Origin of the sequence: Streptomyces sp. NBC_01176 (assembly GCF_045039825.1) — a bacterium.
Lineage (GTDB): Bacteria > Actinomycetota > Actinomycetes > Streptomycetales > Streptomycetaceae > Streptomyces.
In genome coordinates, this window is sequence record NZ_CP108600.1 from 3,316,502 (window position 1) to 3,337,227 (window position 20,726).

At 70.8% G+C, this 20,726-nt stretch carries 14 protein-coding genes; 4 read left to right on the top strand and 10 right to left on the bottom strand.

The window, feature by feature from the left end:
- Window positions 1-141: 141 nt before the first annotated feature.
- From ffh to OG199_RS14075, 5 genes are all read right to left on the bottom strand, one after another.
- Window positions 142-1,695, bottom strand: a complete 1,554-nt coding sequence (gene ffh, locus OG199_RS14055) for a signal recognition particle protein (protein WP_356801979.1) — start codon at window positions 1,693-1,695, stop codon at window positions 142-144.
- A 117-nt stretch (window positions 1,696-1,812) separates the two neighbouring features.
- Complete coding sequence (locus tag OG199_RS14060) at window positions 1,813-4,371, bottom strand: [protein-PII] uridylyltransferase (protein ID WP_405829747.1); 2,559 nt, start codon at window positions 4,369-4,371, stop codon at window positions 1,813-1,815.
- Between the two features lie 26 nt (window positions 4,372-4,397).
- Window positions 4,398-4,736 (bottom strand): P-II family nitrogen regulator, encoded by a 339-nt coding sequence (locus tag OG199_RS14065; RefSeq protein WP_054235369.1) that lies wholly within the window; start codon window positions 4,734-4,736, stop codon window positions 4,398-4,400.
- Complete coding sequence (locus tag OG199_RS14070; RefSeq protein WP_356809142.1) at window positions 4,733-6,070, bottom strand: ammonium transporter; 1,338 nt, start codon at window positions 6,068-6,070, stop codon at window positions 4,733-4,735. The genes OG199_RS14065 and OG199_RS14070 overlap by 4 nt, the downstream gene beginning before the upstream one ends.
- A 337-nt stretch (window positions 6,071-6,407) precedes the next feature.
- Window positions 6,408-7,883 carry a hypothetical protein gene (locus OG199_RS14075; protein WP_356809141.1) on the bottom strand — a complete coding sequence of 492 codons (1,476 nt, stop codon included), beginning with the start codon at window positions 7,881-7,883 and terminating at the stop codon, window positions 6,408-6,410.
- Between the two features lie 483 nt (window positions 7,884-8,366).
- Between OG199_RS14075 and OG199_RS14080 the strand changes: the two genes are divergently transcribed.
- Complete coding sequence (locus tag OG199_RS14080; RefSeq protein ID WP_401799956.1) at window positions 8,367-9,029, top strand: bifunctional DNA primase/polymerase; 663 nt, start codon at window positions 8,367-8,369, stop codon at window positions 9,027-9,029.
- 108 nt (window positions 9,030-9,137) lie between these two features.
- On the opposite strand, the gene ftsY is transcribed toward OG199_RS14080, so the two are convergent.
- Window positions 9,138-10,349 (bottom strand): signal recognition particle-docking protein FtsY, encoded by a 1,212-nt coding sequence (ftsY, locus tag OG199_RS14085; protein WP_401799953.1) that lies wholly within the window; start codon window positions 10,347-10,349, stop codon window positions 9,138-9,140.
- 129 nt (window positions 10,350-10,478) lie between these two features.
- On the opposite strand from ftsY, the gene OG199_RS14090 reads away from it, so the two are divergent.
- Complete coding sequence (locus OG199_RS14090; protein WP_405829750.1) at window positions 10,479-11,921, top strand: cytosine permease; 1,443 nt, start codon at window positions 10,479-10,481, stop codon at window positions 11,919-11,921.
- 46 nt (window positions 11,922-11,967) lie between these two features.
- Complete coding sequence (locus tag OG199_RS14095; RefSeq protein ID WP_356809177.1) at window positions 11,968-12,948, top strand: LLM class flavin-dependent oxidoreductase; 981 nt, start codon at window positions 11,968-11,970, stop codon at window positions 12,946-12,948.
- An 83-nt stretch (window positions 12,949-13,031) separates the two neighbouring features.
- On the opposite strand, the gene OG199_RS14100 is transcribed toward OG199_RS14095, so the two are convergent.
- The 4 genes from OG199_RS14100 to OG199_RS14115 all read right to left on the bottom strand — a co-directional run bounded on the left by OG199_RS14100 (window position 13,032) and on the right by OG199_RS14115 (window position 19,540).
- A complete protein-coding gene (locus OG199_RS14100) occupies window positions 13,032-14,450 on the bottom strand; it encodes a sugar porter family MFS transporter (protein ID WP_356809176.1) in 1,419 nt (472 codons plus the stop codon).
- A 304-nt stretch (window positions 14,451-14,754) separates the two neighbouring features.
- Window positions 14,755-18,465, bottom strand: coding sequence for an AAA family ATPase (locus OG199_RS14105; protein WP_405829752.1), 3,711 nt, complete (start codon window positions 18,463-18,465; stop codon window positions 14,755-14,757).
- A gap of 208 nt (window positions 18,466-18,673) precedes the next feature.
- Window positions 18,674-18,877, bottom strand: a complete 204-nt coding sequence (locus OG199_RS14110) for a hypothetical protein (RefSeq protein WP_107021972.1) — start codon at window positions 18,875-18,877, stop codon at window positions 18,674-18,676.
- A 381-nt stretch (window positions 18,878-19,258) separates the two neighbouring features.
- Window positions 19,259-19,540: an acylphosphatase gene (locus tag OG199_RS14115; RefSeq protein WP_356805460.1), complete on the bottom strand. Its 282-nt coding sequence runs from the start codon at window positions 19,538-19,540 to the stop codon at window positions 19,259-19,261.
- A gap of 142 nt (window positions 19,541-19,682) precedes the next feature.
- On the opposite strand from OG199_RS14115, the gene OG199_RS14120 reads away from it, so the two are divergent.
- A complete protein-coding gene (locus tag OG199_RS14120; protein WP_356805458.1) occupies window positions 19,683-20,657 on the top strand; it encodes a CAP domain-containing protein in 975 nt (324 codons plus the stop codon).
- Window positions 20,658-20,726: the final 69 nt, after the last annotated feature.

Genomic DNA, 20,726 nt, shown 5'->3' on the forward strand with positions numbered 1-20,726 from the left:
TACGCCACGTAATGCGCGCCAGCACGCGCAGGACGTCGCCGGAACAGCGCCGAGGGCGCCCCTCGGTCGAGGGGTGCCCCCGGTGACGTACGGGACGGCGTCGGTGCGCGGGACGAACCGTCCGTCCATGCGTCGGTGCGATCAGTCCATGAACTTCTTGAACTCGTCCGGGAGCTCGAAGTCCTGGCCCTGCTGGCCGGCCGGCAGTCCGAAGGCGCCGCCCGGCTGGGCGCCGGCCTCGCGGCGCGCCGCGGCCTCTTCCTCCTGCTGCTTGCGCTTCATCGGGTTGCCGGAGCGCTGCTTGCCCTTGGCCTGCTTGACCTTCTTCTTGGTGCGGCCGGGGCCGCCGCCCATGCCCGGGATCCCGGGCATGCCCGGCATGCCGCCGCCCTGGGCCATGCGGGACATCATCTTGCGGGCCTCGAAGAAGCGCTCGACCAGGCCCTTGACCGCGCTGACCTCGACGCCGGAACCCTTGGCGATACGGGCGCGGCGCGAGCCGTTGATGATCGTCGGCTCCTGGCGCTCGGCCGGGGTCATCGACTTGATGATGGCGGCCGTGCGGTCGACGTCGCGCTCGTCGAGGTTGTTGATCTGGTCCTTGATCTGGCCCATGCCCGGAAGCATGCCGAGCAGCTTGCTGATGCTGCCCATCTTCCTGACCTGCTCCATCTGCGACAGGAAGTCGTCCAGGGTGAAGTCCTGGCCCTTCTTGGACGCCAGCTTGGAGGCCATCTTCTCGGCCTCTTCTTGGCTGAACGTCTTCTCCGCCTGCTCGATCAGGGTGAGCAGGTCACCCATGTCGAGGATGCGGGAGGCCATCCGGTCCGGGTGGAAGGCGTCGAAGTCGTCGAGCTTCTCGCCGTTCGACGCGAACATGATCGGCTTGCCGGTGACCGAGGCGATGGAGAGCGCGGCACCACCGCGGGCGTCGCCGTCGAGCTTGGAGAGCACCACGCCGTCGAAGCCGACGCCGTCACGGAAGGCCTCGGCGGTGTTGACCGCGTCCTGGCCGATCATGGCGTCGACGACGAAGAGGATCTCGTCGGGGCTGACCGCGTCACGGATGTCCGCGGCCTGCTGCATCAGCTCCTGGTCGATGCCGAGGCGGCCGGCGGTGTCCACGATCACGATGTCGTGGACCTTGGTGCGCGCGAACTCCATGGAGTCCTTGGCGACCTTGACCGGGTCGCCGACGCCGTTGCCCGGTTCGGGCGCGTAGACGGCCACACCGGCGCGCTCGGCGACGACGCTGAGCTGGTTCACGGCGTTCGGGCGCTGGAGGTCGGCGGCCACCAGGAGCGGCGAGTGGCCCTGGTCCTTGAGCCACTTGCCGAGCTTTCCGGCGAGCGTGGTCTTACCGGCACCCTGCAGACCGGCGAGCATGAGCACGGTGGGCGGGTTCTTGGCGAACCGCAGACGGCGGGTCTCGCCGCCCAGGATCGTGACGAGTTCCTCGTTCACGATCTTCAGGACCTGCTGGGCCGGGTTCAGCGCCTTGGAGACCTCGGCGCCGAGGGCACGTTCCTTGACGTTCTTGATGAAGGTCCGCACGACCGGCAGGGCCACGTCGGCCTCGAGGAGCGCGATACGGATCTCGCGTGCGGTGGCGTCGATGTCAGCTTCGGACAGCCGGCCCTTGCCCCGCAGGTTCTTGAACGTCGCTGAGAGGCGATCGGAGAGAGTATCGAACACGGCGCTCGTCTGTCCTCAGGGGTCGGGGGCGATGGGAATCGCCCTCCAGGGTATCCGGCCGCGTGGCGTGGGGTCTCCACCGCGTTCGTACGAGACCGGTAGCGGCCCCGGTCCCGGTCATCCCCGCAGCATCTCCTCCAGCCCACGGGCCACGGAAGCAGCCTCCTCCCCCGGCAGTGGGGCACCCTCGGGTCCGGTCACGTAGAAGGCGTCCACGGCGTTGGCGCCGAGCGTGGAGACGTGCATGCTGCGCACCCGTACGCTCGCGTCCTCCAGGGCGCGTCCGATGCGGTGCAGCAGGCCGGGGGCGTCGTGCGCGCGGACCTCGATGACCGTGGCGTGCCGGGAGGCCGCCGGGGCGACTGTGACCCGGGGCGGCGGCGCGATGGTTCCGCGGCGCCGCGGATAGGCGGCGTCGCGCTCGGCGAGCCGGGCGGCGATGTCCAGGGAGCCGTCCAGGGCGCGGACGAGGTCGGCGCGCAGCCGTGCGGCCTGCGGGAGGGAGCCGTACTCGGCGGCGACCCGCCAGTTGAGGAGCAGCACCGAGCCCCGCACGCCGTCGGGGAGGTCGAACGCGCGCAGCTCGGCCGTGCGGACGGTCAGGCGGTGCATCGCGAGGACGCCCGCCACCGCGGGCAGCACCCCTGGCTGGTCGGGGACGGCGATGAGCAGTTCCACGCCGAGGGGTTCCGGGTCTGCGGAGGACTCCTCCTCGGCGGGCGGCTCGGTCTGCGCGCGCAGGGCCAGGACCGGGCCGCCGGTGCGGAAGGCCTCGATCGCGAGCCGTTCCTGTTCGGCCGTGGGGGCCGCCGCCTCGGGCTCCTCGGGGGCGTCCCCGGCGAGCACGGCGGCGACCCGCTTGACCAGGTCGGTGACGAGGGAGCCGCGCCAGGAGGACCAGGCGGCCGGCCCGGTGGCCAGCGCGTCCGCCTCGGTGAGCGCGTGCAGCAGTTCGAGGGTGCCTTGCGAGCCGACGGCATCGGCGACCGAGCGGACGGTCGCCGGGTCCTCCAGGTCGCGCCGGGTCGCCGTGTCGACGAGCAGCAGATGGTGGCGTACGAGGGTGGCGAGCACGGCCACGTCCGCGCGGTCGAAACCGATCCGGGTGGCCACGTCCCGGGCGATGATCTCGCCCGCGACGGAGTGGTCGCCGGGCCAGCCCTTGCCGATGTCGTGCAGCAGGGAGGCGACGAGGAGGAGGTCGGGGCGGCCCACCCGGCGGGTCAGCTCGGAGGCGCGGGCGGCCGTCTCGATGAGGTGGCGGTCGACGGTCCAGATGTGCACGGCGTTGCGCTGCGGCCGGCAGCGCACCCGTTCCCAGTCGGGCAGCAGCCGGGTGATCAGGCCCTCGGCCTCCAGCGCCTCCCAGACCTCGATGGTCGGGCGTCCGGAGCCGAGCAGGGTGACGAGCTGTTCCCGCGCCTCGGCGGGCCAGGGCGTGGGCAGCGGGCGGGCGACGGCGGCCATGCGCCGTACGGCGTGCAGGGACAGCGGGATTCCCGACTGCGCCGCGGCGGCGGCGGCGCGGAGCGGGAGCACGGGGTCGCGCTCGGGACGCGCGGCACGGGCGAGCACCACTTCGCCGTCCATCTCGACGACTCCCTCGGCGAGGGGTGAGCGCTCGGCCGCGGGTTTGGCGCCGCCGCCGAGCATGGCGCGCAGGCGCGGCCGTACGGCGCGTGACTTGAGCACGCGTCCGACCTCGCGCCAGGTGACGTCACTGGCGTACGAGACGACCCGCGCGGCCTCGTAGACCTGGCGCAGCAGGGTGTCGGCGTCGAGCAGTCCCAGTTCCGCGGCGACCTGGTCCTGCTCCTGGAGGGCGAGCCGGTCGGTGGCGCGTCCGGTGGCCAGGTGCAGTGCGTCGCGGACGTCGAGCAGGCGCCGTCGGGCGTCGGCGAGGCCTTCGCGGGGCGCGTCGGCCAGCCAGGAGGCGGCGACGGCGCGCAGGGCGGTGGCGTCGCGGAGGCCGCCGCGGGCCTCCTTGAGGTCCGGTTCCAGCAGGTACTGGAGCTCGCCCTGGCGCTCGGCCCGCTCGAGGCAGAGTTCCTGGAGTTCGAGGAGGCGCTTGGGCGCCTGGTTGCGCCAGTCGGCGAGGACGGCCGTACGCAGTCCGGCGGTGAGGCCGAGGTCGCCGGCGATGTGGCGCGCGTCGAGCAGGCCGAGCTGCACCTTGAGGTCGTCGCCGGCCGTTTTGCGGGCCTCGCCGGGCGTACGGACCGAGTGGTCGAGCGCGAGACCGAGGTCCCAGACGGGGTACCAGATGCGGTCGGCGAGGGCGGCGACCGCGCCGGAGTCGCTGCCGTCGTGCAGGAGCAGCAGATCGAGGTCGCTGCGCGGGGAGAGTTCGCCGCGGCCGTAGCCGCCGACGGCGACGAGCGAGACCCCGCGCAGGTTCTCCCGTCGGCCGCCGCCCTTCTGGGCGAGGCGCGCCGCGTCCTCGCCGCCGTCCCTGCCGCCCTGGCTCTCCCTGCGGTCCCTGCGGTCCTTGCTTTCCTTGCCGTCCTGGGTGCCCGCGCCGAAGAGGCCGGTCAGCCACTCGTCCGTCAGTTCGGCGAGGGCCGCACGGCGCGGCGGCCCGGACCGCGCCCCCTCCTGGAGGAGGCGCAGCCGGGCCGCCGCGTAGCCGCTGGGTTCCGAGTCCCCTGCATCCGTACGCATGTCCGTACTCGTCACCCAGCGCTCCTGTTCTGTTCTTCCGCTTAGAGCGCGTCCGGGCCGCGCTCGCCGGTCCGGACCCGGACGGCCGTCTCGACCGGGATGGACCACACCTTGCCGTCACCGATCTTGCCCGTGCGGGCCGCCTTCACGACGACGTCGATCAGCTGCTCGGCGTCGTCGTCCTCGGCGAGGACCTCGATGCGGATCTTGGGGACCAGGTCGACGGTGTACTCGGCACCACGGTAGACCTCGGTGTGTCCCCGCTGGCGGCCGTAGCCGCTGGCCTCGGTGACCGTCAGACCGTGCACCCCGAAGGCCTGCAGGGCCTCCTTGATCTCGTCGAGCCGGTGGGGCTTCACGACGGCGGTGATGAGCTTCATGCGTCCACCTTCTTGCTCTGCGTACCCGCGAGGGCGGAGACGGAGCCGCCGACGATGCCGCCGCCCGCTCCGCTGAAGTCGTATGCGGTCTCGGCGTGCTCGGCCTGGTCGATGCCCGCGATCTCCTCGTCCTCGCTCACCCGCATGCCCATCGTCCTGTCGATGAGGAAGGCGAGGATCGCGGAGACGACGAGGGAGTAGCCGAGGACGGCGAAGACGCCGGCGCACTGCTTCCAGAACTGGGTGAGGCCGCCGCCGTAGAAGAGACCCTCGACGGTGGACTGGCCCTTGCCGCTGGCGAAGAAGCCGATCAGCAGGGAGCCGATGACACCGCCGACGAGGTGCACGCCGACCACGTCGAGGGAGTCGTCGTAGCCGAACCTGTACTTGAGGCCGACGGCCATGGCGCAGACCACACCGGCGATGGCGCCGACGGCGATCGCGCCGAGCGGGGAGACCGCACCGCCGGACGGGGTGATGGCGACCAGGCCGGCGACCGCGCCGGAGGCGGCGCCCAGCGTGGTGAACGCGCCGTGGCGGATCTTCTCGTAGATGAGCCAGGCCAGCATGGCGGCGGCGGTGGCGACCTGCGTGTTGACGAACATCAGCGCGCCGACGCCGTCGTCGTTGCCGAGCCACGAACCGGCGTTGAATCCGAACCAGCCGAACCACAGCAGACCGGAGCCGAGCATCACGAGCGGGAGGCTGTGCGGGCGCATCGGGTCCTTCTTGAAGCCGACGCGCTTGCCGATGACCAGGATCACGCCGAGCGCCGCGGCACCGGCGTTGATGTGGACGGCCGTACCACCCGCGAAGTCGATCACGCCGAGGTCGAACGCCCAGCCGCCGGTGCCCCAGACCCAGTGGGCGACCGGGAAGTAGACGACCGTGGCCCACAGCGCGATGAACAGCGACCACGCCGTGAACTTCACCCGGTCCGCCAGCGCACCGCTTATCAGCGCGGGCGTGATGATCGCGAACATCAGCTGGAAGACCATGAAGACGAAGACCGGAATGGTGTATCCGGGCCACAGCTCCGTCAGGCCGATGTTGCTGAGGCCGACCCAGTCCGAGGTCCAGCCGATGAAGGAGCCCTTGTCCGTGCCGAAGGCGAGGGAGAAGCCGTACAGGACCCACAGGATCGTGATGATCCCCATGCTGATGAAGCTCATCATCAGCATGTTCAGGGTGCTCTTGACACGGACCATGCCTCCGTAGAAGAAGGCCAGGCCGGGGGTCATGATCAGCACCAGGGCGGAACAGATGAGCATGAACCCGGTGTTGGCGGCCGAGAGCTTGGGAGCTTCTGCGGCTAGCGTGATGGCTGGTGCCATCGGCGTCTCCTCGTCGTTGGTACGGCCCCGTGCGGGCGAAGCCTGAGCGGTCATGAGGGGTGGGCCGGTTATGCGCCATGAGATTGACGCAGCGCGGTTTCCGTCGACGCCCCTCGATGTTTCGCCGCAGTGACGAAGGCGTCTCGTGTGTTACGCGTGCATGAACTGCCCGATACCGGGCGGAGCGATCGTTATTGTTGCGCAACCTTCCCCGAAGACGAAGAAACCGGCCACGGTCGGTCGTCCGATGACCTGGCATGGGGGAGCCGAGTCGGGCAGTTCGGGACGGCCGGCCGTGGCCGGGGTACTGGGATCGGTCCGCTTGCGCGGCCTGGGCTCAGACCGCTTCCGCGGTCTCCGGCAGGTCCACGGCGAGCTGCTCGGCGAGGTCCACGACCTCCGCGAGCTCACCGAAGTCACGGACGGCCGTGTCGACCGTCTTTCGGATACGAGTGTTGACGCGCTCCGAGCGCACTTTCCTGGCGACCGCCATCGCGTCCTTGGCCAATACCGCACTCTGCTCGGGCTCGCGCCGCAGCAGGTGCACGGTGGCCATGCCGATGAGGTTGAGTGCGTACGAACGCTGGTGTTCGGTGTCCTTGGCGAAGAGGTCGACGGCCTTCTGCATCAGGGGCTCGGAGAGCGAGGCGTAGGTGGGGCTGCGGCCCGCGACGTAGGCGAGGTCACGGTAGGAGTGCGAGTTCTCGCCGTGCAGCTCGGCCTGCGAGAAGAAGCGGATCCAGTCGGGATCGGGGTCGTCCCAGTCGTGGACGTCCTCGAAGCTGTCCTCGGCCATCCGGACGGCACGCTTGCACTTTCCCGGCTGTCCCATGTTGGCGTAGGCGCGGGCCTCCATCGCATACAGCATGGACTGGGTGCGCGGGCTCGCGCAGTCCCGGCTCCCGTACTGCGCGAGGTGGATCAGCTCCAGCGCGTCGTCGGGCCGGCCGAGGTGGATCATCTGGCGGCTCATGCTGGAGAGGATGTACGAGCCCAGCGGTTTGTCGCCGGCCTCCTTGGCGGCGTGCAGGGCGAGCACGAAGTACTTCTGCGCGGTGGGCTGCAGACCCACGTCGTAGCTCATCCAGCCCGCCAGCTCGGCCAGCTCGGCGGCGACCTTGAACAGACGGCGGCTGGTCGCCGCGGGCTGGGGCTCCTGGAGCAGGTCGGTCACCTCGTGCAGCTGGCCGACGACCGCCTTGCGCCGCAGGCCGCCGCCGCACTGGGCGTCCCACTGGCGGAACATCACGGTGGTGGACTCCAGCAGTTCCAGCTCCGGCGCGGAGAGCCGGCCGGCGCGGCGGGCGGCGGCCGGGTGCTCGGGCTCCTCCGGGGGCGGGGTGGGGGTGGGCACCAGCCAGCGCTGCATCGGTTCGATGAGGGACGGCCCGGCGGAGAGGGCCAGCGAGCTGCCGAGGAAGCCGCGCCGCGCGAGCATCAGGTCGCTGCGCGAGTACTCGCTGATCAGGGCCACGGTCTGCGGGCCGGTCCAGGGCAGGTCGACACCCGACACGGAAGGTGACTGGTGGGCGGCGCGCAGACCGAGGTCCTCGACGGCGACGACACAGCCGAACCGCTCGGAGAACAGCTCGGACAGGATCCGCGGAATCGGCTCACGCGGGTTCTCGCCGTCCAGCCAGCGGCGCACCCGCGAGGTGTCCGTGGAGATGTGACTGGCCCCCAGTTGACGGGCCCTGCGGTTCACTTGACGCGCGAGCTCGCCCTTCGACCAGCCACTGCGCACGAACCAGGAGCCCAACAGCTCATTCGGGCGCTTGTCAGCGTTCACACCGCTTCCGCCGTTGCCGCCCACTGGAACGCCCCCATCCCTGAGACCACTTGTACGCTGCGTGCGCCAAGCCCTATCAGAATGCCGGTAAATACGGCCGCCCGTCCGGTGGTTCTCACCCTTCGAACGGGAAGCCGAGTTGCCTCCGGCATACCCACGAGTGCATTCGTCCCCAGGACTCGTGCACTCAAAGTAATCCTACGATCACCCGTCCAGCCATGGCGATCCGCGAAACGCCACCTTTCGCCACCCCTTCGAATGAACTCCGGATCGCCAGTACGCGATTCACTTGACATAGGACAGCCAGAAGTGGGCGTAGCGGTGCACGCGGGGGCGCACAGGGTGGAACGCGACCCTCGGAGCGCTCCCACGCGCCGCCGGAGCCGCGCGGCATCCAGGGGCATGAGCACGGACATGGGCACGAGCACGGACATGGGCGCGGGCACAGTGAGTAACGGTTTGCATCCGGGTCGTAACCACGGGTGCCTCGGACCCGTTGGAGGGGGCATGGGCTTCACGATCGGCAGCAGCCGGGGGATTCGCGAGATCCGGCCCGGCTCCCGCCGCCGCGGCCGCTCGTCGGAGTGCACCGCGGTGGCCGAGTTCACCGGACTGTGGGGGTGGGACGTGGTTCCCGGCGCCCGGGCCGCCGCGGGAGCGTGTTCGTGCGGAAGGGTCGGCTGCTCCGCGCCGGGGGCGCATCCGCTGGACTTCGCACCGGTGATCCCGGCGGGCGCGACGCTCGACGAGGTGTCCGAGGCCTGGTCCGAGTTCCCGGGTGCCGCGATGATGCTGCCGGTCGGCCGCGCCTTCGACGTGATCGAGGTCGCCGAGCCCGCCGGACGGCGCGCGCTGGTCCGGCTGGAGCGGATGGGACTGCCCACCGGCCCCGTGACCGCCACCCCGGACGGCCGCGCCCACTTCTTCGTGGCCCCCGGCGCGGCGGCCGAACTTCCCGAGCTGCTCTACCGGATGGGCTGGGACGACGCCTCCCTCGACCTGCACGGCCTGGGTCCCGGTACGTTCATCACCGCGCCGCCCTCCGATCGCGCCGGCCTCGGCCCGGTCCGCTGGCTGCGCTCCCCCGCGCTGGACTCGGCGACCAGGCCGCCGCAGGCACGGCTGCTGCTGGGGACGCTGGCCTACGTGGCGCACCGGTCGCGCGCGTAACCCCGCCGACGCGCGCCGGTACGACTGGGCGCCCGTTCCCCCGGCACGACGAAGCGCCCGTTCCCGTCGCACGGGGGAACGGGCGCTTCCTGTACGCCTAAGCCGGGATCACTCGCCAATGAGCGCGTCCACGAACGCCTCGGGCTCGAACGGGGCCAGGTCGTCCGCGCCTTCACCCAGACCCACCAGCTTGACCGGTACGCCCAGCTCGCGCTGGACCGCGATCACGATGCCGCCCTTGGCGGTGCCGTCCAGCTTGGTCAGCACGATGCCGGTGATGTCGACGACCTCGGCGAAGACCCGTGCCTGGATGAGACCGTTCTGGCCGGTGGTGGCGTCGAGGACGAGCAGCACCTCGTCGAGCGGCGCGTGCTTCTCGACGACCCGCTTGACCTTGCCGAGCTCGTCCATGAGGCCGGTCTTGGTGTGCAGGCGCCCGGCGGTGTCGATGAGGACGACGTCCGCGCCCTCCTCGATGCCCTCCTTGACCGCGTCGAAGGCGATCGAGGCGGGGTCGCCGCCCTCGGGGCCGCGCACGGTGCGGGCACCGACGCGCTCGCCCCAGGTCTGCAGCTGGTCGGCGGCGGCGGCGCGGAAGGTGTCGGCGGCGCCGAGCACCACGTTCTTGCCGTCGGCGACGAGCACGCGGGCGAGCTTGCCGGTGGTGGTGGTCTTACCGGTGCCGTTGACACCGACGACCATCACGATGCCCGGGGTGTCGAGGTTCGAGTCCGTCCTGACCGTGCGGTCGAACTCGGGGACGAGGATCTGCAGGAGTTCCTCGCGCAGCAGCGAGCGCAGTTCGTCGGGCGTGCGGGTGCCGAGCACCTTCACGCGCTCACGCAGCCGCTCGACCAGGTCCTGGGTGGGCTGCACACCGACGTCCGCGGTCAGGAGCGTGTCCTCGATCTCCTCCCAGGTGTCCTCGTCGAGGTGCTCGCGCGACAGGAGCGTGAGCAGCCCCTTGCCGAGCGCGTTCTGCGAGCGGGAGAGCCGGCTGCGCAGCCGCACCAGGCGTCCGGCGGTGGGCTCCGGGATCTCGATCGAGGGCGCCTCGATGACGGGCGCGGGTTCCTCGACGGCGACGCCGGACGGCGACGAGCCGTCCGGAAGGTCCACCTCCTCTATCGTCCGGCGCGCTTCGTCGCGCGGGGTCTCGGCCTCGTCGCCGAGGTGCGGCTCGGCGGGAGGTGCGGTGATGTCGGGCGTGGTGGGGGGCGGCGGGGGCAGCGGCTTCTTGCGGCGACTGCCGATGACGAGCCCGCCGAGTGCGCCGATCACGACCACGGCGATGACTACAGCAAGGATGACGGTTTCCATAACGCCCCCAGTATCAGTCATCGCTCCCCGGGGAGGGAGATTCCCTTGCCGGGAAGGGAATCCGTGACCTCGCACAAGGGCAAGGAAGGACTAAAGGCGACAAACCGACATAATCTATGATCATTACCCATGAGCACCACCGAGCCCCCCGATGGCGCCCTCGAAACGCGTGGCATCGAGCCCGTGCCGAACTCCGAGCGGCACGCGAGAACCCGCGATCTCTTCCCCACCTGGGTGGCCGCCAACATGACGGTCCTGCTGCTGACCATGGGCGCCACCCTGGCCGTCTCGTACGGACTCGATCTCTCGCAGACCCTCGTGGTCGCCACCGTGGCGCCGACCGTGTCGTACGGCCTGGTCGGGCTGATCGGCATCGCGGGCAGACGGGGCGGCGCGCCCGGCATGGCCCTGTCCCGTGCGGTCTTCGGCCAGCGCGGGAACCTCCTGCCCGGCTCGCTGATCTGGGTCTCGCGCTGGGGCTGGGAGACGATCAACGCGGTGACCGGCGCCTACGCCCTGCTGACCGTCCTGGACATCGTCTTCGGTGTCAGGAGCAACACGTTCCTCGTCCTCGTGACCCTGCTGCTCTTCGTGGTCGCGACGTTCGTGATCTCCGGCCTCGGCATCAACGCCGTGCGCCGGTGCAACAGGTGGGCGGCCTTCCTCTTCGCCGCCTTCTCCCTGCTCGTTCTCGGCCGCTTGATCGTCAGGACGGACTGGGACGAGGTCCTGCGGCGGCCGGCGGGACCGACGCATCTGATGATCACGGGCATCGGGCTGATCGCGGCGGGCGGGATCAGCTGGGTGCCCTCGGCTCCGGACTTCACGCGTTATCTGCCGCGCCGGACTTCGTCCGCGGCGATCGTGTGCAGCTCGCTCGGCGGCGCCGTCGTCGTCGTACTCCCGCTGACCCTGACGGGCGCGGTCATGGCGGTCGCCACACCGGACCTGGCCTCGGCCGTCGACCCGGTCTCGTTCCTCGGCTCGGTCCTCCCCCTGTGGATGGCGGTGCCGTACCTGCTCATCGCCCTGGTCGGCATGGTGCTGATCAACGCCATGTCGATGTACTCGGCGGGCTTCACCGCGCAGGCCCTCGGCCTCAGGCTGCCCCGCCCCTGGGCGGTCGCGGTCAACGCCCTCATCTCGCTGCTCCTCGGCGGCGTCCTGATGCTGGTCGCGCCCTCCTTCATCGGCTCGTTCCTCGCGTTCCTGACCCTGCTGGCGGTCACGTTCTCCGCCTGGGCCGGCGTCTTCGGCGCGGACATGCTGCGCCGCCCGGCGTACGACGCCGGCGCCCTGCTCGACACCACACGGACCAGCGCCTACTGGTACCGGGGCGGCTTCAGCCCGGCCGCGGTCGCGGCGTGGGCGCTCGGCCTCGGCTGCGGACTGCTGTTCACCGCGTCCGACTGGTTCACGGGCCCGCTGGCGACGGGCAACCCGGTCGGCGCGTACGGCCTCGGCTGGGTGGCGACGATGGTGACCTCCTTCGTCCTCTACGCCGTCCTGCCGAAACCCCCGGTGGCCCCCGGGGCGGAACCCGCCGAGGAGTGCGCGACTATGGCTGTCTGACGATCCGTCAGCTACCGTCCCCCTCCACACACGAAGGGGGCTCCCCATGCCCGTGACGGTCGTGCGCTTCAACCTCGTCGACCCGGACGCGACCCCCGCGTCACTGAGCGCCCGCTATCGGGCCGCGGTCGAGATGTCCGCCTACGCCGACGACCACGGCGTCACCACCGTGCAGACCGAGGAACATCACGGCGTGCCCAACAACTGGCTGCCCTCGCCGTTCACCTTCGCGGGTGCGGTCCTCGGCGCGACCCGGCACCTCGCCGTCACCGTCTCGGCGATCATCGGCCCGCTGCACGATCCGCTGCGGCTCGCCGAGGACGTCGCCGTACTCGATCTGCTGAGCGGCGGGCGTCTGGTCACGGTGGCGGGCATCGGCTACCGGCCGGAGGAGTACGCCCTGTTCGACGTCGACTGGAAACGGCGCGGCCGGCTCCAGGACGAGGTGCTGGAGACGGTGCTGAAGGCATGGACCGGCGAGGAGTTCACCTACCGGGGCCGAACGGTACGGGTCACCCCGCGCCCGTTCTCGGATCCGCATCCCCTGCTGCTGGTGGGCGGATCCTCCCGGGCCGCCGCCCGTCGCGCCGCCCGGCTCGGCCTGCCGTTCTTCCCCAGCGCGCACCTTCCCGACCTGGAGGCGTACTACAAGGAACGGCTGATCGAGTACGGCACCGAGGGCTGGACCATGATGCCCGCCACCGAGACCCCGCTGCTGCACGTCGCCGAGGACCCGGACCGGGCGTGGGCCGCGTACGGGCGGCACTTCCTGCACGAGGCACGGACGTACGCCTCCTGGCAGTCCGGTGACATCCGCTCGGCGGTGAAGTCGGCGGCCACCACGGTCGAGGAGCTGCGCGCCGAGGGCGTGTACCGCATCCTGACGCCCGACGCGTGCGTGGCCCAGGGCCTCGACAACTACGTGCTCCATCCGCTGTCCGGTGGCATGCCCGTCGAGGAGGGCTGGCGCGGCCTGCGCCTGTTCTGCGAAGACGTACTGCCCCGGCTCAGGGACCTCGAAGGCTGAGCCGGGGCAGTACGTCTCTCACGAGTACGAGGAGAGGGGCAGCGGGGACTTGGCCCTTCTCCCCGAGTCCGGGGAGGTGGGGCCTAGCCCATTTCCTCCAGGGCCTTGCCCTTGGTCTCCTTCACGTACTTGAGCACGAAGGGGATGGAGAGCGCGGCGAAGGCCGTGTAGATCACGTAGGTCGCGGAGAGGTTCCAGTCGGCCAGCGACGGGAAGCTCGCGGTGATGGCCCAGTTGGCGATCCACTGCGCGGAGGCGGCGACGCCGAGGGCGGCGGCACGGATCCGGTTCGGGAACATCTCGCCCAGGAAGACCCAGACCACGACACCCCAGGAGAGGGCGAAGAAGAGGACGAAGACGTGCGCGGCGATCAGGGCGACCCAGCCCTGGGTGGCCGGCAGCTTGCCGCCCACCAGGTCGTAGGAGAAGGCCCAGGCTTCGAGTCCGAGGCCGATGACCATGCCCACGGAGCCGATGAGCGCGAGCGGCTTACGCCCGACCCGGTCGACGAAGATCATGGCGATCACGGTGCCGATGATGTTGATGATCGACGTGGTGAACGAGTAGAAGAACGACTGCGAGGGGTCGACACCGACCGACTGCCACAGCGTCGAGGAGTAGTAGAACGCGACGTTGATGCCGACGAACTGCTGGAAGACCGAGAGTCCGATGCCGACCCAGACGATCGGCTTGAAGAAGAAGCTGCCGCCGAGCAGGTCCTTGAAGCTCGACTTGTGCTCGCTCTTCATGGCGTGCTCGATCTCGGCGACGCGGGCGTTCAGGTCGATCTTGTCGCCCTCGACCTCCCTGAGCACCTCATGGGCGCGGTCGTGCCTGCCCACGGAGATCAGGAAGCGCGGCGACTCGGGGATCGCGAAGGAGAGCAGACCGTACAGGACGGCCGGGATGACCATGACGCCGAGCATGACCTGCCAGGCCTCGAGCCCCATGAGCTTGCCGCGCTGGTCGCCGCCCGCGGCGTTCAGGATGCCCCAGTTGACCAGCTGCGAGATGGCGATGCCGATGACGATCGCGGCCTGCTGGAAGGAGCCGAGCCGGCCGCGGTAGGCGGCGGGGGAGACCTCGGCGATGTAGGCGGGGCCGATGACGGAGGCCATGCCGATGGCGAATCCGCCGATGATGCGCCACAGGGCGAGGTCCCACAGCGCGAACGGGAGCGCGGAACCGACGGCGCTGACCGTGAAGAGGACGGCGGAGATCTGCATGCAGCGGATACGGCCGATGCGGTCGGCTATCCGGCCCGCGGTCGCCGCGCCGATGGCACAGCCGATCAGTGCGATGGCGATGACCTGCGCCAGGGCCGCGGAACCGATGTCGTAGCGGCCCCGGATCGCTTCGACGGCGCCGTTGATCACGGCGCTGTCGTAACCGAAGAGGAAGCCGCCCATCGCGGCCGCCGCCGCGATGAAGATGACGTGCCCGAGATGTTCGGGGTGAGCCGTCCCGGCTCCTGATTGGGGTGCCTGCGCAGTGCTGGTCACGTGTAACTCCTCGGGCCACCGGCCTCGCTGCCGGGGGTGTGGGGGCAAGCCCTTCGGTGGTGGTTCCCGTGGCACACAGCCGCACGCCAACCACACCTGAAGGTAAAAGCAACGTTGCAGAGACTATGCCTTCAAGTATCGAAGTCAATAGTCAGATTGCTGTGACTTATCCCCGGTCCGGTGAGGCCATCATGTTCAAGTCTTGAAGGAATAGAGCTGACGTGGTGCGGATACCCCGAGAACCGGGAGGCACGCCGCCTCGCTCCGGGAAGCCGCCGACCGGTGCGGCCGTCGAGGCCGCTGACTAGCGAAGCCGCTGGCTGATGACCTTCGACACACCGTCGCCCTGCATGGAGACGCCGTACAGCGCGTCGGCGACCTCCATCGTGCGTTTCTGATGCGTGATCACGATCAGCTGCGAGGCCTCCTGCAGCTCCTGCATGATCCGGATCAGCCGCTGCAGATTGGTGTCGTCCAGCGCCGCCTCGACCTCGTCCATCACATAGAACGGGCTGGGCCGGGCCTTGAAGATCGACACCAGGAGCGCGACGGCCGTGAGGGACCTCTCCCCACCGGAGAGCAGGGACAGCCGCTTCACCTTCTTGCCCGGCGGCCGCGCCTCGACATCCACACCCGTGGTGAGCATGTTGTCGGGATCGGTCAGGATCAGCCGCCCGTCACCCCCCGGGAACAGCCGGCTGAAGACACCCTCGAACTCCCTTGCGGTGTCCCGGTACGCCTCGGTGAAGACCTGTTCGACCCGCTCGTCGACCTCCTTCACCACCTGGAGGAGATCGGCACGCGTCTTCTTCAGGTCCTCCAGCTGCTCGCTGAGGAACTTGTGACGCTCCTCCAGCGCGGCGAACTCCTCCAGCGCGAGCGGGTTGACCTTCCCCAGCTGCTGGTACGCCCGCTCCGCCGACTTGAGCCGTCGCTCCTGCTCCGCGCGGTGGAACTGGCGGGGCTGGTTGCGCGGGTGCTCCGGATCCTCCGGCAGCTCCTCGCCCTCGGCGGGCAGCGACGGCGGTACGAGCTGATCCGGACCGTAGTCCGCGACCAGTCCCGCCGGTTCGACGCCGAGCTCCTCCAGCGCCTTCGTCTCCAGCTGCTCCATGCGCATCCGCTTCTCGGCGCCGAGCACCTCTCCGCGGTGAACCGAATCGGTGAGTTTGTCCAGCTCCGCCTTGAGGTCGCGCCCCTCGCCCCGGACCGCCCCGAGCGCCTGCTCCTTGTACGTCCTGGCGTTCTCGGCCGCGCCCCGCTCCTCCTCGGCCCGGCCCAGCGAGACCTCGACGTGCGCGAGCAGTTGCCGGGCGCCGGAGGCGACGGCCTCCGCGACCGCCGCTTCGTGCCGCAGCCGGGCCCGCCGCTGCTCCGCACGCGCGCGTGCCTCGCGCTCCGCACGCGCGGCCCGGTCGAGCCCCTCGGCCCGCCCGGCGAGCCCCTTCACCCGCTCCTCGTGCGTACGCACCTGGAGCCGGGCCTCCATCTCGGTCTGCCGCGCGTTGGCCCCGTCGGCGGCGAGCCGATCCCGTACGGCGGTGTCGGGCTCCTCCTCCACCGGCATCTCCTCGGCGACGGCCAGCCGCTCGGCCAGCACCTCCGCCTCCTCCACCGCCCGGTCCAGCGCCTCCTGCGCCCGCGCGGCGGCGGCGGCGCTCCGCTCGGCCTCCCCGGCCGCGCCGCGCGCCTGTCCGGCCAGCCGCCCCAACTGCTGGGCCACGGACGACTTCTCCCGCTCGGCGGCCTGCCGCCGCTCCCCCAGTTCCTCGACGAGCGCGGCCCGCTCCCCGCGCCGCTCGGCGGCCCGGTGCTGCGCCTCGCCGAGGTCCTCACAGCGCACGGCGAGCTCCTCGAGCTCGGCCGCGGCCTCGTCGACGGACGCCTGCACCTCCAGCAGGCTGGGCGCCCCCGCGGAGCCGCCGTGCGCGAAGTGCGCGCCGAGCAGGTCCCCCTCGGCGGTGACCGCGGTCAGCCCCGGCCGCGCGTAGACCAGGTCCTCGGCGTCCTCCAGGGTGCCGACCACGACGATCCCGCGCAGCAGCCGCCGTACGGCCGGCATGAGTTCCGCGGGTCCCCGGACGAGGTCCGCGGCGTGAGGAGGGTGGACGGGGTGCGCCGGCACGCTCCCGGCGTTCCGGTCGTCGCCGTCGCCGTGGTGATGGGCGGGCTGTCGGGTGTCGGGGTGGCCGCCGGTCCGGTCCTGCTCGGCCGGTGCGCCGGTGTGCGCGTCCCGGCGCACGGTCCCGTTCGACGCGACGCCGTCCCCGGCCCGTGGCGCGGCCGGCTCCTCCGGGGCACCCGCCAGCAGCAGCGCCGCCCGCCCGGCGTCCTGTTTGCGCAACAGGCGGATCGCCTCGGCCGCCGAGGCAGGCGTGCTGACCGCGATGGCGTCCGCCGCCGTACCGAAGGCGGCGGCGAGGGCGACCTCGTACCCGGGGGTGACGGACAGCAGTTCGGCGGCCGGGCCGAGAAGCCCCGTGAGCCGGTCCTTCGCTCCCAGCAGCGCGCCCGTACCGTCCTTGCGGCGCAGGCCGAGCGCCAGTGCCTCGTGGCGGGCCTGGGTCGCGGCGCGCCTGCGTTCGGCCGCCGTGGCCGCCTCGCGGGCCTCGGTGAGGGCGGACTCGGCGTCGGCCAGCGCCCGTTTGGCCTCCTCGTGCCGCTCCGTCAGTTCGGCGTCGCCCGCGTCGAGGCCGTCCACCTCGGCCTTCAGCTGCTCGTACTCCTCCTGCGCCGTGACCGCCCGCTCCTGGGCCTCGTCGCGGGCGGCGGCGAGCCGGTCGATCTCGGACTGGGCGGAGGCGGCCCGTGAACGCGCGGCGTTGACCTGGCCGTTGAGCCGGGCCAGGCCCTCACGGCGGTCGGCGATGGCCCGGGCCACGTCCTTGAGGCGGCGTTCCTCGACGGCGAGTTCGCGCTCCAGCTCGGCCCGGTGCGCGACCGTGTCCTCCAGGGCGTGCTCGGCCGCCTCGAGGGCCGCTTCGAGCTCGGCCTCCTGCTCGCGGATGCGCGCGGCCTCGCGTTCCATGTCCTCGGGATCGCGCCCGCGCCGCTCCTCCGGGGGCGCCGAGGTGGCGCTCTTCACGCGCGCGTCGGCCAGCGAGACCGTGCCGCGCACCCGCTCGGCGAGCTGCGACAGCTCGTACCAGGTCTGCTGGGCACGCTGGAGGCGGGGCGTGAGGCGGCGCACCTCCTCCTCCAGGAGCGCTTCGCGCTGGAGCGCCTTCTTCAGCTCGGCCTCGGCCGCGTCCTTGCGTTCCTTGAGCGCCGCCTCGTCCGCGATCTCCGTCTGGAGCGCCTGCCTGAGGCGTACGAGGTCGTCGGCGAGGAGGCGGAGCCGGGCGTCGCGCAGGTCGGCCTGGATGACGGCGGCGCGGCGGGCGACGGCGGCCTGCCTGCCGAGAGGCTTGAGCTGGCGCCGGAGTTCGTCGGTCAGGTCCTGGACCCGGGCGAGGTTCGCCCGCATCGCGTCCAGCTTCCGCAGCGCCTTCTCCTTGCGCTTGCGGTGCTTGAGGACGCCGGCCGCCTCCTCGATGAACGCGCGGCGGCCCATGGGATCGGCGTGCAGGACGGAGTCGAGCTGTCCCTGTCCGACGATCACGTGCATCTCGCGGCCGATGCCGGAGTCGGACAGGAGTTCCTGGATGTCGAGGAGCCGGCAGGTGTCGCCGTTGATCTGGTACTCGCTGCCGCCGTTGCGGAACATGATCCGCGTGATGGTGACCTCGGCGTACTCGATGGGCAGCGCCCCGTCGGAGTTGTCGATGGTCAGGGACACCTCGGCACGGCCCAGCGGCGGGCGGCCGGTGGTGCCGGCGAAGATGACGTCCTCCATCTTCCCGCCGCGCAGCGACTTGGCCCCCTGCTCGCCCATCACCCAGCTCAGGGCGTCCACGACGTTGGACTTGCCCGAGCCGTTCGGGCCCACGACGCAGGTGATGCCCGGCTCGAACCGCAGCGTGGTCGCCGAGGCGAACGATTTGAACCCGCGCAGGGTCAGGGCCTTGAGGTGCACGCCGCCGGACTCTACCTTTCGGGCCGGTCTCACTCCATGAACCCGCGGTTTCACCCATGAACATGCAGGGCACACCAGACGTACAAGAGCTTGAGGTACAGGCGGGGGAAAGAAGAAGGGACGCCGAAGAGGCGTCCCTTGCAAATCTGACAACTTAGCGGTTGATAGGGGGCTGCCCAACCACTGCTGTCGTGGTGCGGTGCAGTGATCAGGTGAGCGCAGGCTCCGCCTGGGGTACGTCGATGCTCTCGAGAAGCGAGTCGTGAGAAGCGGCAGCCGCGAGCGCGTCGTTCTCGGCCTGAATCCGTCCGAGCTCGGATTCGAGGTCCTGGACGCGCTGCTGGAGCCGTCGCATCTCGGCAATGAGTCGCGGGTCGGAACCGCCGACGTAACCGAGAAGCGCCTTTGCCATGATGGATGGTCCTCCACACTGAGTGACCGACCGAAGCGGTGTGGGTCGTGAGGGAATCGCACCCGCGATGCTTGACACTTGCTAAATTCTTACTGCGGTTCCACATGCCAAACAGCTAAGGTGCGCGGGGCTTTCAGCGTCTCACCAAAAAGTTTGACGGTCAACACGATCACACCCCGTATTGGGGGCCGACCCACTGTCGCGCGGCTCTGGGGCGGCTGCGCTGCGACTCCTGCGGTGCCCTGGGGGTGTGGAGATCATCCTTCTCCCGGGAGCCTGCCACGACAAGCCGTTCTTGGCAACCACCAGCCCGTTTCCGTTCCCGGCAGGTGCCAAAGGCATGCGCCGCCGCGTCCGGCGGGGGCCGCATGCCCGTCACCGTCACCGGATGGCGAAGCTGTCGTACACGCCCCGGGGCGTGTCCCAGATCTCAGTGACTCCGTCCACCCGCCCGGGTGTGTCGTCACCTCGCAGCCAGTCCAGCAGACCCTCGCACGCGGACCTGGGGCCCTCCGCGACCACCTGGACCCGTCCGTCGTCCAGATTGAGAGCGAAACCACTCAGGCCGCCGATCTCCAGCGCCCTGGCCCGCGTGAACCAGCGGAAACCCACACCCTGGACGCGCCCGCGTACCCAGACAACCAGTCGTACAACCTCGTTCATGCCTGCACGCTAACCGGACAAAGTCTCTCCGGGCACTTCCTCCCCTCCCGCCATGCGGTACCGTCCCGGTCCAATGAGTCTCATATGAAACTCACTCTTTCGAGTGAGGGACGCTGACCGAAAGATCGAGGAAGGCCAGGAGATGGGACGCCACCGACGCTCCGCCGCCGGCCGCGCCGCCACAAGCCGCGCCACCGGGGTCACCGATACGCACGGACCCCTCACGGAAAGCTATGGGCCGGAGAACCTGTACGGCTACGCCGCCATCGCCGACCTCCCCGGCAACGCCGCCGCGCGCTCGCACCGCAAGAGGAAGGCCGCGACGCCCGTCCGCACGGGTCTGCTCGGTGTCTCGGCGGCCGTGGCCCTGGGCACCGTCGCCGTCGCCGCGGGAGTAGTGCCCGGCGCGGAGAACTACGCGCTCGGCGGTGGGGGCAACAACTCCGACCAGGTGCAGGCAGTCGGCTCCCCGTCCGGCCAGGAGACCCAGCAGGGCGGCACCTCGGGCAGTGCGGACAGCCGCGACGACCAGTCGACGAGCCGCGACTCCGACCGCGCTTCCTCCCCTTCCGCGCCTCCCTCCACCTCGGCGGCCGCCGCGCCGACGGCGACGCCTTCCCAGGAGCCGGTCACCACCAAGCCGGGCAAGACCGCCGAGCCGGCGGAGCCCTCGGCTCCGGTCTCCGAGGTCGCGAGGCCGAAGGCGCCGGTCACCACCGCCCCGGTGACGGTGACGGCCGAGGCCGCCGCCGAGGCCGAGGTGCTCAAGCTCGTCAACGAGGAGCGCGCCAAGGTCGGCTGCACCCCGGTCGTGGGGACCAGCGCCCTGACGGACCTCGCCCAGTCCTTCAGCGAGGACATGGCCCTGCGCGACTTCTTCGACCACACCGACCCGAGCGGGCTCAGCCCCTGGGACCGTGCGGCGAAGGCGGGCATCACCGCGCTCGGCGGCGAGAACATAGCCCGTGGCCAGGCGGACGCGGCAGCGGTCATGGACGCCTGGATGAACAGCGAGGGCCACCGCGCCAACATACTGAACTGCGACTTCAAGACCCTGGGCGTCGGTGTGCACTTCGGCGCCGGCGGTCCCTGGTGGACGCAGGACTTCGGGTACTGACCGCCCCCCCCCGACGCACGACCGAGGCCGCGCCCGCCGAGAACGGTGGGTGCGGCCTTGTCGTGGCAG

Coding starts and splice junctions, on each gene's coding strand:
- OG199_RS14065 (WP_054235369.1), bottom strand. CDS start 4,736: ATGAAGCTCATCACCGCCGTCGTGAAGCCCCACCGGCTCGACGAGATC.
- OG199_RS14070 (WP_356809142.1), bottom strand. CDS start 6,070: ATGGCACCAGCCATCACGCTAGCCGCAGAAGCTCCCAAGCTCTCGGCC.
- OG199_RS14080 (WP_401799956.1), top strand. CDS start 8,367: ATGGGCTTCACGATCGGCAGCAGCCGGGGGATTCGCGAGATCCGGCCC.
- ftsY (WP_401799953.1), bottom strand. CDS start 10,349: ATGGAAACCGTCATCCTTGCTGTAGTCATCGCCGTGGTCGTGATCGGC.
- OG199_RS14090 (WP_405829750.1), top strand. CDS start 10,479: ATGAGCACCACCGAGCCCCCCGATGGCGCCCTCGAAACGCGTGGCATC.
- OG199_RS14095 (WP_356809177.1), top strand. CDS start 11,968: ATGCCCGTGACGGTCGTGCGCTTCAACCTCGTCGACCCGGACGCGACC.
- OG199_RS14110 (WP_107021972.1), bottom strand. CDS start 18,877: ATGGCAAAGGCGCTTCTCGGTTACGTCGGCGGTTCCGACCCGCGACTC.
- OG199_RS14115 (WP_356805460.1), bottom strand. CDS start 19,540: ATGAACGAGGTTGTACGACTGGTTGTCTGGGTACGCGGGCGCGTCCAG.
- OG199_RS14120 (WP_356805458.1), top strand. CDS start 19,683: ATGGGACGCCACCGACGCTCCGCCGCCGGCCGCGCCGCCACAAGCCGC.